General features: G+C 55.9%; 11 protein-coding genes and 1 pseudogene. 5 read left to right on the top strand and 7 right to left on the bottom strand.

Features of this window, described 5'->3' with window-relative positions; translation table 11 throughout:
* Positions 1 to 400 precede the first annotated feature (400 nt).
* The 6 genes from OC610_RS12780 to OC610_RS12805 form a co-directional block, all read right to left on the bottom strand.
* On the bottom strand, positions 401 to 1,165 hold the full coding sequence (locus OC610_RS12780; RefSeq protein ID WP_264428121.1) for an ABC transporter ATP-binding protein: 765 nt from the start codon (positions 1,163 to 1,165) through the stop codon (positions 401 to 403).
* Between the two features lie 16 nt (positions 1,166 to 1,181).
* Positions 1,182 to 1,892 carry an ABC transporter permease gene (locus OC610_RS12785; protein WP_264428123.1) on the bottom strand — a complete coding sequence of 237 codons (711 nt, stop codon included), beginning with the start codon at positions 1,890 to 1,892 and terminating at the stop codon, positions 1,182 to 1,184.
* Positions 1,889 to 2,608, bottom strand: coding sequence for an ABC transporter permease (locus tag OC610_RS12790; RefSeq protein ID WP_264428125.1), 720 nt, complete (start codon positions 2,606 to 2,608; stop codon positions 1,889 to 1,891). The genes OC610_RS12785 and OC610_RS12790 overlap by 4 nt, the downstream gene beginning before the upstream one ends.
* 55 nt (positions 2,609 to 2,663) lie before the next feature.
* Positions 2,664 to 3,446, bottom strand: coding sequence for a transporter substrate-binding domain-containing protein (locus tag OC610_RS12795; protein WP_264428127.1), 783 nt, complete (start codon positions 3,444 to 3,446; stop codon positions 2,664 to 2,666).
* 370 nt (positions 3,447 to 3,816) lie between these two features.
* Complete coding sequence (gene hutC, locus OC610_RS12800) at positions 3,817 to 4,554, bottom strand: histidine utilization repressor (RefSeq protein ID WP_039011359.1); 738 nt, start codon at positions 4,552 to 4,554, stop codon at positions 3,817 to 3,819.
* Positions 4,554 to 5,690, bottom strand: a complete 1,137-nt coding sequence (locus OC610_RS12805; RefSeq protein ID WP_264428129.1) for an aminotransferase class I/II-fold pyridoxal phosphate-dependent enzyme — start codon at positions 5,688 to 5,690, stop codon at positions 4,554 to 4,556. The genes hutC and OC610_RS12805 overlap by 1 nt, the downstream gene beginning before the upstream one ends.
* A 14-nt stretch (positions 5,691 to 5,704) precedes the next feature.
* Here OC610_RS12805 and OC610_RS12810 point away from each other — a divergent pair, with 14 nt between their 5' ends.
* The 5 genes and pseudogenes from OC610_RS12810 to OC610_RS29750 all read left to right on the top strand — a co-directional run bounded on the left by OC610_RS12810 (position 5,705) and on the right by OC610_RS29750 (position 10,075).
* Positions 5,705 to 5,896 carry a hypothetical protein gene (locus tag OC610_RS12810; RefSeq protein ID WP_264428131.1) on the top strand — a complete coding sequence of 64 codons (192 nt, stop codon included), beginning with the start codon at positions 5,705 to 5,707 and terminating at the stop codon, positions 5,894 to 5,896.
* A gap of 457 nt (positions 5,897 to 6,353) precedes the next feature.
* Entirely contained in the window at positions 6,354 to 6,701 is a 348-nt protein-coding gene (locus tag OC610_RS12815) for a RidA family protein (RefSeq protein WP_264428133.1), read from the top strand.
* Between the two features lie 12 nt (positions 6,702 to 6,713).
* Positions 6,714 to 7,949, top strand: a complete 1,236-nt coding sequence (locus OC610_RS12820) for an NAD(P)/FAD-dependent oxidoreductase (RefSeq protein ID WP_264428134.1) — start codon at positions 6,714 to 6,716, stop codon at positions 7,947 to 7,949.
* A 335-nt stretch (positions 7,950 to 8,284) separates the two neighbouring features.
* Positions 8,285 to 9,211 (top strand): annotated as a pseudogene (locus OC610_RS29745) (HAMP domain-containing protein); the annotation flags it as partial.
* 96 nt (positions 9,212 to 9,307) lie between these two features.
* Positions 9,308 to 10,075, top strand: coding sequence for a methyl-accepting chemotaxis protein (locus OC610_RS29750; RefSeq protein WP_408636584.1), 768 nt, complete (start codon positions 9,308 to 9,310; stop codon positions 10,073 to 10,075).
* Positions 10,076 to 10,286: 211 nt separating this feature from the next.
* Here the strand turns inward: OC610_RS29750 and OC610_RS12830 are convergent.
* On the bottom strand, positions 10,287 to 11,107 hold an 821-nt coding region (locus tag OC610_RS12830), incomplete at its 5' end, for a TonB-dependent receptor (RefSeq protein ID WP_264428136.1).

Here is an 11,107-nt window from a genome sequence, read left to right on the forward strand (position 1 = left end):
GACATTACGGAAATGGAATGGTTTGCTCACCGGTAATCCTCTCGAAATGACTTGCAGCTTATTGTTGGTTTTCGCTACATCGGGCGAATAAATATAATCATGTATATACAAGCATAATCAAGCAAATTTTTGACCGCTGTTTTGTCGGCGTGAATCTTCGCGTGATTGGTTTTTCTCGTCCGAATGGCATTGGTGCAGGCTTTGCCATCAAGCTTTGCGCACCGGGAGCGCTGTGACAGTTTCAACCAGGGATAATGAGCTAAATCATAGGAAGACGCTGGGACTGCTCTCGCGTGGGGCCTTTTTAGTCAACAGAACGGCGAACTATTTCGGCCGCAATCACGCGCCTGAAAACATTCTTCAGGCGCGGTAAGCGATCAGCCGGCTCAGGGCATTGCGGTTATTTCAGATTGCCGCTGAGAAATTGCTGCAAGCGCTCGCTCTTTGGGTTCCCCAGAACTTCTTCAGGCGACCCTTGCTCTTCTACGAGCCCTTGGTGCAAGAACAACACCTGGTTGGATACCTTGCGAGCGAAGCTCATTTCGTGCGTCACCATGATCATGGTTCGGCCTTCTTCGGCGAGGCCCTGAATGACCTTCAGCACTTCTCCTACGAGTTCAGGGTCCAGGGCAGACGTCGGTTCGTCGAAGAGCATGATTTCCGGCTCCATGGCAAGCGCCCGGGCTATCGCGACGCGCTGCTGCTGGCCGCCCGAGAGGAAGGCCGGGTATTGATCGGCAACTCGCGATGGTAACCCAACCTTGTCCAGGTAACGCCGAGCCTGCTCCTCTGCATCCTTCTTGCTGACCCCCAACACGCGGCGCGGGGCCATCGTGATGTTGTCGAGCACAGTCATGTGGCTCCATAGATTGAAATGCTGGAATACCATTGCCAGTCGCGTGCGCAGCCGTTGCAGTTCATCTGTATTTGCAACGCGCATACCGTGGTGGTCATGGATCATGCGTATCGGCTGATTGTCGAGGCTCATGGCGCCATTGCTAGGGATTTCCAGAAAGTTGATACAGCGCAAAAAGGTGCTTTTGCCCGACCCGCTGGCACCGATCAGGCTAATGACATCGCCGGCCTTTGCGTTCAGCGAAACACCCTTTAGAACTTCGTGGTCGCCATAACTTTTATGCAGGTTTTCTACGGTCAGTTTGTACATATTCAAGCACCCTGAATTAATGAGCTGGGCCGAGGAACGACAGCCAACGGCGTTCAGCCAGGCGGAACAGGCCGACCAGAGAGAAAGTGATTGCAAGGTAAATCGCTGCGGCGATGCCGAACGATTGGAAGGTCAGAAATGTCGCTGAATTGGCATCTCTGGCAACCTTGAGGATGTCCGGTACAGTGGCGGTGAAAGCGACCGTGGTGGAATGCAGCATCAGTATCACTTCGTTGCTGTAGTTCGGCAGTGAGCGACGCAGTGCAGATGGCATGATGATGTAGGTATACAACTTCCATCCTCGAAGCCCAAAGGCCTTCGCTGCTTCGACTTCACCATGATTCATGTTGCGGATCGCCCCGGCGAAGATCTCCGTGGTGTAGGCGCAAGTGTTCAAGGCAAAGGCCAGGATGGTGCAGTTCAACGCATCGCGAAAGAATGCATCAAGAAGCGGTTGGGAGCGCACCGCAGCGAGGCTGTAGATGCCGGTGTAGCAGATCAGTAGCTGTATATACAGAGGCGTACCACGGAACAAATAGGTATAGAACTGCACAGGCCAGCGCACGAAAAGGTTGCTAGACACCCTGGCAATCGACAGCGGGACCGCCATCAAGAAGCCGAAGAAGAGCGAGGCACTGAGCAGCCATAGTGTCATCGCCAAGCCAGTGATGTGATAACCATCGTTGTACAGGAAGGGTTTCCAATATTCTTGCAATAGTTCGATCATCGCACGGCCTCCCGGGTACCTGCAGCGTAAAAACTCTCCAGTCGGCGCAAGACGTGGTTTGACGCGGTGGTGATAACCAAATAGATCAACGCTGCAAGGACCAGGAAGAAGAACAGTTGGTAGGAACTCTTTCCTGCATCTTGGGCAACCTTGACCAGGTCAGCCAGACCAATGATCGAGACCAGTGCGGTCGCTTTCAGGATCACCATCCAGTTGTTCCCAATACCCGGTAATGCAAAGCGCATCATTTGCGGGAAAAGCACCAGGCGGAATCGTTGGGCGCGGGTCAGGCCATAGGCGGTGGCTGCTTCTAATTGTCCCTTTGGAACGGCGAGAATCGCTCCGCGGAAGGTTTCGGTGAAATAAGCACCGTAGATGAAGCCCAGGGTGATGACCCCGGCGCTGAACGGATTGATTTCTATATATTCCCAGCCAAATGCATCGGTCAGCTGGGTCAGCCACGTCTGTAGGCTATAGAAGATCAGCAGCATCAAGACCAGGTCGGGCACGCCGCGGATGAGCGTGGTGTAGGCTTGCGCAGGAACGCGCAGCAAGGCCGACTTCGAGAGTTTCGCGCTGGCACCGATCAAACCCAGGCCCACGCTCAGCAACAAGCACAGTGCGGATAATTTGACAGTCATCCAGGAGCCTTGCAGCAACAGCGGGCCGAAACCCCTTAGGCTGAAGCCTAGAGTCTGCAATAGGTTTTCTAGCATTGGACAGCCCTTCGTCAATCAAGAAGAGCGCCCATCCGGAAATGGGCGCAGCGTGTTATTTACCGCTGTAGAGATTCTGATCACCGAAGTGTTTTTTCTGGATGGCTACATAGCTGCCGTCCTCGTGTAGTGCCTTGATGCCTTTGTTTATCAGGGCTTTGAGATCGGCGTTGCCTTGGGCGAGACCTACCGCGGTTTTCGCGGGTAGCAGTTCGTGCTCGACTGCTTTACTCACCTCAAAATTTGCGCCTTGCGGCGACTTCAAGAAGCCCATTTCGGCTTGCAACATGTTCTGGATCGAGGCATCGAGACGGCCAGTAACCAAGTCCGAATAGACCTGGTCTTGGTTGGCATAGGCTTGGGTTTTGATCCCGGCCTTGTTCAGTACGGCTTTGGCATAAGCTTCCTCGGTCGTACCTTGTTCATAACCGACAGTCTTGCCGACAAGCGTCTTGAGATCTTCGGTCAGGCCGGAACCTTTCCTGAAAACGAAGGAAGTAGGAACGGAGAACAGTTCATCGGAGAAGTCGATGACTTTCTCTCGCGACGATGTCACGGTCATGGCGGAGATCACGCCGTCGAATTTGTTGGCCTTCAAGCCAGGAATCATGCCGTCAAAATCACTCTCGACCCATTTGCACTTTACTTTCAATTCAGCACAAATCGCATTGCCTAAGTCGATATCGAAGCCAACCAGGCTACCGTCGGCAGCTTTGGACTCGAAAGGGGCATAAGAGGGGTCGACGCCGAACCGCAACTCCTTGTACTCCTTGGCCGAGGCAAAGCTGCCAGCCACACACAACGCCAGTACAGAGAGGGTCAAAATAGATTTTTTCATTGTTTTTATTCCTAAGGACCAAAGAGCGCTTGAGCGCACGGATGCGGTACGGAGCTCGTGTGTGTCGCTATTGGGAGTGGTACACAGAGCCCATTTTTTCGTTTAAGCGTGTCGAGGTGACGGATCGACTTTACCGCGTAAATACATACTTGTACATACAGGCATAGCCAATCAAGCAGCCATTTATCTGCTCGGATGTGCATGGGTGGAAGAAGGGCTGGAAACGCTGAGGGGAGGGGGGTGATCAGTTTCGTTTTTTCCGGTCACTACGGGCGTAGGGCCTGGGTCTATTGTGATGTATGAATCAGAAAGCGACCGACGCCCTTTGGAAGCGGCGCTGGTCAAGTTTTACGGCAGATGTGTCGAAGAGTCAGACGTCTCTGTGCGCTGCGTTCATGGGTAGGCGGCTACCCAAGCGATAGCGGGAGGAGGGGTGGACGAGCCGCACAAAGGTGACAATTTTGTTTTGGCTCCAAGTCCGACGTATGAGGGCCAGGCAAGGTTCGGTTGCATCGATTTGCAGATGTTTGCTCTCCTCTGCGCTGGGATGGCAGGCCTCTACGATATGTTCCATTTCGTCGGGCTTGATGACTTGCAAAAGGTATTTGGCCGGTTGCAGGTGTTCGCCGAATTTTTGTTTCAGGAACTCTGGCACCAGCTCGGGATTGACGTAACGATCCTCAAGCTGCACTGGCACGTCTTCTTCGCTGTGTGCACAAACCAGATGAAAAACCGAAGAGCCCGTGGGCAGGCCCAGCGCGGAAGCGACTGACATCGATGCGGATTCGCGTCCCAGGTGCAGGACGCGACAGCCGTAACTATGACCCCGAGCGAGAATCTCGTCGGCGATGTTGGTGATGCGCAGCAGGTTCGATTGCGGCTTGCTTTCGGCTACGAATGTTCCAACACCTGAAATCCGCACCAATAGACCTTCTTCGGTCAGCTCGCGCAGGGCTCGATTGACGGTCATGCGCGAGATGCCCAGCTCTTGCACCAACTGGTTCTCTGAGTAGATCAGGTCGCCAGGTTTCCAAACGCCCGCTCGAAGTTGGTCCAGCACAAAATCCTTCGCGCGTCGGTAGAGCGCTTGTGGTGCATTTTTGATCATCAGTCGGTCCGTGTCTCTTGTGCGGCAAGGACTCTTGCCAAGGAATGGAGGAAAAGATCGTTATCCTCACAGCTTCCTATGGATACCCGCAAGTACTGAGTATATCCCGCTTCGCGCCAAGGCTTGATGATGACCCCTTCGCGCAGCAATGCCTGGTTGATGACTTCGGCAGGATAAGGGGTGCTGAAAAAGAGGAAGTTGGCCATGGAGGGGGCGGTAGTGATGCCTTGTTCTCGCAGTGCGATCTCCAGTCTTCGGCGTTCGCTGGCGACGTGGGAGAGGCCTGCATTCAGATGATTTTCATCGGCCAGCGCGGCAATCGCAGCGGCTTGGGCCACTCGGTTGACGTTGAAGGGGGTGCGCAGGCGATTGATCAAATCGGCCAGCAGCGGGTCGCTGACGATGCCATAGCCGATGCGTAAACCTGCCAATGAATAGGCCTTGGAGAAGGTTCGAAGCAGGATAAACGGCTTGCCGCTGGCCTGGATCAAGCCGAGGCAGTCCGGGTACTCAGGCTCCCATTGAGCGTATTCGTAATAGGCTTCGTCAAACACCAGCAAGCACTTCGGGGGTAATGCATCGAGCAATTGCTTCAACTCGACGGCGCTCAAAGTGCAGCCAACCGGATTGGAGGGGCAAGAAAACATCAGCACATGGGTATGCGGTGTAAGGGCGGAAATCATCGCCGCCACGTCAAAAGTGCCTTGGTCGGTCATGGGGACACCGATTACCCGAGCGCCGGCTGCCACTGGAAAAATGAAATGCAAGCCGAAGGAGGGCACCACGGTAACGACTTCATCATCGTGGTCCAGAAAAACTCGACTGATGACACTCAGCAAATCTTCAGAGCCATTGCCGAACACGAAGCGATCTTCCGGAACCTCAAGTTTTTCCGAGAGTGCGGAGCGCAGTGCCTGGCAGCCAGAATCGGGGTACAGCGCAATCTCATGGCAGGCTTGGGTGGTCGCGGCATTGACGGCGGGGGCGGTGCCCATTGGGTTTTCATTGCTGCCTAACTTGGCGACGCGTGTCAGACCGAAGCGTTTGCGCACTGCATCAGAGGCGAGGCCGGCGTTGTAACTGGCCAATTCGCGTACTTCAGCGCGAGCAAGCAGGGTCAGGTCGTTGGCGTTCATACAAGGCTAACCTCTTGGAAATTTTGCTGGAAAGTATTGCGATCTGGATGGTTCCGCGGGGGACGCTGCGGGCTCGGCTGTTCAGCGCTTTGACGGATTTCGTGCGGGAGGCTGTGGTGAAAGAGTGTCGCCAATTCGGCGATCCGGCCTGCGAGGCTCACCCCTTCGGTAGTCGTGGCCGTCATCTGGTGCAATTTTTTCATTGATTACCTCTTAGGTGCAGGGCCACAAGAAAGTGTAGTTGTATGGTCCTGTATATATAGGCAACGCAATGTTTAGGCCAAGCCTTATCTTTTCTGTTGATCGCTGCTCGTAAACGCCTTCTAGGCGAGGGGGTGTTCACGTGAGTATTTTTTCTGGTGTAACTGAAGGTTGCATCGGGGTGTTTCCGATATCTCATTGATGAGTCGAAAGGAAACTGATGGTAAGGCTTTCTGTGGACAGTATTTTGAACGGAGGCAGTGCTCGATCCACTTCGGATCCGGGGTCTGGAGGTGATCCTAGCCTAACGGGCATGGTAAATGCTTAGCCATGTATATACAGCCCCATCGATCAGGCTTGTAGACCGATTTCCGATCTGCTGTGACACGCTCGGTCGAGTCGATGGGTAAAAGTGGCGCCTGCTATAGGCGCTTTCATAAGTCCGCTTAAAGAGAATCCCCCATGACGGTTAGCAATTTGCCCTTTTCAAAAGTCCGCCACAGCCAAGGCCTAGTGTTTTTATCCGGTGAACTGCCATTCAACGAGGACGGCAGCTTCCCGGAGGGTATCGAGGCACAAACGCGCCTGACCTTGATGCGCATTGCACAAACACTGGAATCCGAATCACTGTCGTTGGATGACGTGGTGAGCGTCACGGTGTACTTGACCGAGCGGAGTAACTTCGCTGAGTTCAACCGGATCTATGCTTCGTTTTTCACGGCCAATTTGCCTGTTCGCGCTACCGTCTGTGCCGGCCTCGTGGTGGATGCGTTGGTTGAAATCAGTGTCATCGCGCAGCAGCGTGCTTGAGTTGGAGGCAGCGTGAACGACAAACAAGTAGCAGTACTGGGCGCCGGCATCGTCGGTATAAGCACGGCCCTGCATTTGCAACGCCGGGGCTGTGCGGTGACCTTGGTAGACAAGGGGCCGCCCGGGCGCGAGACGTCATACGGCAATGCCGGGATCATCCAGCGCGAGGCCGTTGAACCGTACGGGTTCCCAAGGGACCTGGCGAGCCTGATAAGGGTGGTAACCAAGCGCGATATCGGCGTCAACTATCATCTGAGTGCAATGCCGGAGTACATGCCTACCCTGACCAGGTATTGGGCCAACTCAGCGCCAAGGCATTACCGAGCTATTGCGGACGCCTTTCGTACCTTGGTCGAGCATTCAATCAGCGAGCATTCCGAGTTGATCGAGCAAAGCGAGGCTCAACACCTGATCGTGCGCAAAGGTTGGATTCAGGCTTTTCGAACCCCGGAAAAATATGAAAAGGCGATGGAGAGTGCCCAGCGTGTGAGCGCGCACGGAGTATTGTCGCAAGCGCTGGACGGCGCCGGGCTCAGGCTCGCAGAGCCCGCTTTGGGTGGCGCTCTCGTTGGAGGGATTCACTGGCTTCAACCTTGGACCTGTGTTGATCCGGGTGAGCTGGTGCAACGCTATGCCGAACTCTTCTTGCGTGAAGGCGGACAGTTTGAACGCGGCGATGCCCGTTCATTGCGCCAGGCGGGAGCCGGCTGGCGAGTCTCCACCGAGTCCGGGCCGGTCGAAGCATCACAAGTAGTCGTGGCGCTTGGTCCTTGGGCCCAGGAGTTGCTGAGGCCCATGGGTTACCGCATCCCGTTGTTTATCAAGCGTGGTTATCACGCCCATTTCGCCGACGGGGCAAACTTGAGTCGCCCGGTGCTTGATACCGAGCAAGGCTACATGTTGGCGCCGATGAAGCGTGGTGTGCGTCTATCAACGGGAGCCGAATTCGCCCGTCTCGATGCGCCTCTGACCCCAGTGCAGCTAGGGAAGGCCGAAAGCGCGGCCCGACAACTCTTGGCATTGGGATCTCAGGTTGAGCGGACGCCATGGAGCGGTGCGCGACCTTGCACGGTTGATATGAAACCGGTGATTGGCCCCGCGCCGTTGCATAAAGGGCTCTGGTTCAACTTCGGCCATGCCCATCAAGGATTTACGCTAGGTCCGGTCAGTGGCCGACTGCTTGCGGAATTAATGATGGGAGAAACACCTGTGGTCGAGCCGGCACCCTTCGCTCCTGGGCGTTTCTGAACTGACTGTGCATGAGCTTTCTCGCTCCTCCTCTTGAGGGGAGGGGCAAGCACTATTCGTAAGAAAAATAACGACCGAGTTGTCTCGTTTTCACGTCGTGCAAGCAACGTTTGCGGCAGTCGCCGCAGGCGCTTTTATCCATCGGCGCCCACGTTCCATCGGCCTGCCCAGGAAAATTCATGAACATCAAACAGAAACTCACGTGGGCGTTTGCCGCCATCGCCTGCGCGCCGGTGATATTCGTCGCAATGGTTGTCGTACTGAACTTGCGTAGCGCAGCGCAAGCCGGTTTCCTGAACAGCAGTGGCCGCGAAATCAGGCAGATTGACCGCGGGATGGGGCAATTTTTCGACAGCATCCGCCAAAACGTCGAATACCTTGCCAAAGACCCTCGGATCGCCAACGTTCAGGGATTGAAGAACTATACGGCCGCTGACGCCCCGCAAACCCCCGTGACGAAGGTCGATCGACAGATCCAGGTTGTATTCGACAGTTTTGCAGAAACCCACCCAACCACGGCTTCCATTTCCCTTGGCCTCAATGATGGCGGTTTTGCGGGTTGGCCCGATGATCAGACGATGGCCAACTATGACCCACGGGGGCGACCTTGGTACAAGACGGCCATGGAAGCCGTACGAGGCTCAACCGTACGGACGGGCGCGTATTACTGGGCACCTGATGACATGGTGCTGGTCAGCACGGTCCGCACGATCAATGATACGGGCGGTGCCCCGCTGGGCGTCGTCGGCGTGGACGTATCGCTCAAGCAACTGACTGAATTGGTCAGAACCATCAAGTTGGGTAAGAGTGGGTACCTGATGTTGGTCGAGGCCAATGGCAATGTCCTGGTCGATCCCGCAAATGCCAAAAACAATTTCAAGCCGTTAGGTGAGCTAGGACCCGGCTATGCCGAATTGGCCAAAAGCGCTGATGGGGTGACTCAAGTCGAGATCGATGGTGTGCCATACATGGTCAACGTCCTAAGTTCCGATGACCTGGGATGGCGTTTTATTGGCCTGATCAAGCGTGATGAAGTGATGGCCGACGCCATGAGCCTGACCTGGTTGATTGCAGCCATCGCTGTTGCATTGGCCGTGGTGTTCGCCATCGTTGGTGCTGGTTTTGCCAGCGTGATCGTGCGCCCGATTCGTGGCGTGGCTGATGGGTTGCAAGAGATTGCCGAAGGTGAAGGTGACCTTACACGTCAACTCCAAGTACGGGGCAAGGACGAAACTGCCAACCTGGCTGGTTGGTTCAATCAGTTCCTAAGTATGATCGCTCAGTTGGTGAAGCGTATCGGCAATGCGTCGTCCGATCTGCAAACCGCTGCCGCCGACACCAACGAAGTCGCCAATAACATGAACTTGGCTGCCGGCCGCCAGCGTGAGGCCGTGGAACTGGTAAGCACCGCTTTCAATGAAATGCTCGCCACGGCCAATGAGGTCGCGCGCTCCTGCAGTGCCGCGGCGTCGAGTGCTGACGAAGGCTACCGCGACGTGCACGACGGCCAGAAGCAAATCAGCGAGGCCACCGGCAGCGTGCTCAAGCTCAGTGAGGAGCTGCAGATATCGACTCAGACCATGCAACTGCTCGAGCAAGACAGCAATAACATCAATGCGATTCTCGACACCATTCGCTCAATTGCCGAGCAGACCAACTTGCTGGCACTCAATGCTGCCATCGAGGCCGCGCGCGCGGGTGATCAAGGGCGTGGCTTTGCAGTGGTCGCCGATGAAGTTCGCGCCCTGGCTCGTCGCACCTCCGACTCTACCGGCGAAATAGACAGCCTACTGGGTAACCTCGCTCGCCGTACCCAGGAAGTCACCCAGCAGATGCAAGGCAGCCTGCAAGCGTCCCAGGCTAGCGTGCAGCGGATCCAGCGGGCCCGCGACAGCTTCGACAAGATCCGCGCTTCAGTGGACTCGATTCGCGGCCAGAACACCCAGATCGCCACGGCGGCAGAGGAGCAGCATCAAGTGGCGGAGGAGATCAATCGGCACATCGCACAGATCCACGCCGATGCGCAGATGGTAGAGGAGTTCGCGCATTCAGCCCATGCCGGATCGGGGCGAATGACGGCCATTTCTGGCCAGCTTCAAGGATTGGTCGGGCGCTTCAAGTTTTAATCTGTACGAACAATGGGCGCTCAATTGCCGCATTAGAGGATAAGCTCCATGAGCATTGAGCCCAGAGAAAAAACAGTGAAAGCCGCCGTCCCTGGCGGTCCCGTCCAACGGGCCATTCAAACAGGCTGATCAACGTGGGAAGGCCTGCGCTCCGAATCATGATTAGACCTGTCAGGTCGCCTGACCGTGTGCTGCATTCCGTTCGGGCTCGTCAGTACTTCCACTGCACAGCGACTTCCAGACTGCGCGGCTCGCCCACGTAATACTGGGTGTTGCTCTGGTGGATGAAACGGGCATAGACCTCGTCGGTCAGGTTGCGCAGGCGCGCGCTGACCTGTACGTGTTTGTCCAGATCGTGGGTCATGGACAAACCATAGACAGTGTACGAGGGCACCCAGGTCGTATTGGCGGTGTTGGCGTAGACCGACGACACATAGCGCGCGTCGGCCCCGAGCTGCCAGTCAGGAGCCACGTCATAGGTCAGCCAGAGATTGGCTACGCGGTCGGGAATGTTCACCGGATTCTTGCCTTTGCGCGAGAACACAACACCGGCGATGGTTTCATTGAACTCGTCGTACTCAGCCCTTACCCAACTGAAGTTACCGGCCGCCAATAGCTTGGGCGTGATCTTGAATGAAGCGGCCAGCTCGATGCCGGTGGAGGTTTGTTGACCCGCTTGTTCGGTGGTGTTGGGCACCGTCGAGGAGGGGACGGAGATGTTCTTGCGCACGATGCGGTAGGCCGCGGCGGTGGCCGAGCCGCGACCGTCAAGAAAATCGAACTTGCTGCCCACCTCGATTTGGCGGCCGGTGCTCAAGTCGAAGTCGCCCACCTGGGCAATGGAGGCGCCGGTAAGCGTGCCTCCCGGCGGCTCGGCCGACGTACTGTATTGGGTATAAAGGCTGACATTCGACGTCAGGTCGTACACCAGGCCCAGGCGTCCCGTGATTGCATCCCAACGTTTGTCGAGTCTGGCCTGGGCCGCATGATCGACGACTTCGAAGTCGATATGGTCATAGCGCAGCGCAGTAA

The sequence above is a fragment of the Pseudomonas agronomica genome, from assembly GCF_025917275.1.
In the GTDB taxonomy this organism is placed as follows: Bacteria; Pseudomonadota; Gammaproteobacteria; order Pseudomonadales; family Pseudomonadaceae; genus Aquipseudomonas; species Aquipseudomonas agronomica.

What these genes read in the sequence shown, in the direction of transcription:
- OC610_RS12780 (WP_264428121.1), bottom strand. Translation starts at nt 1,165, where the DNA reads ATGTACAAACTGACCGTAGAAAACCTGCATAAAAGTTATGGCGACCAC.
- OC610_RS12785 (WP_264428123.1), bottom strand. Translation starts at nt 1,892, where the DNA reads ATGATCGAACTATTGCAAGAATATTGGAAACCCTTCCTGTACAACGAT.
- OC610_RS12790 (WP_264428125.1), bottom strand. Translation starts at nt 2,608, where the DNA reads ATGCTAGAAAACCTATTGCAGACTCTAGGCTTCAGCCTAAGGGGTTTC.
- OC610_RS12795 (WP_264428127.1), bottom strand. Translation starts at nt 3,446, where the DNA reads ATGAAAAAATCTATTTTGACCCTCTCTGTACTGGCGTTGTGTGTGGCT.
- hutC (WP_039011359.1), bottom strand. Translation starts at nt 4,554, where the DNA reads ATGATCAAAAATGCACCACAAGCGCTCTACCGACGCGCGAAGGATTTT.
- OC610_RS12805 (WP_264428129.1), bottom strand. Translation starts at nt 5,690, where the DNA reads ATGAACGCCAACGACCTGACCCTGCTTGCTCGCGCTGAAGTACGCGAA.
- OC610_RS12815 (WP_264428133.1), top strand. Translation starts at nt 6,354, where the DNA reads ATGACGGTTAGCAATTTGCCCTTTTCAAAAGTCCGCCACAGCCAAGGC.
- OC610_RS29750 (WP_408636584.1), top strand. Translation starts at nt 9,308, where the DNA reads ATGAACTTGGCTGCCGGCCGCCAGCGTGAGGCCGTGGAACTGGTAAGC.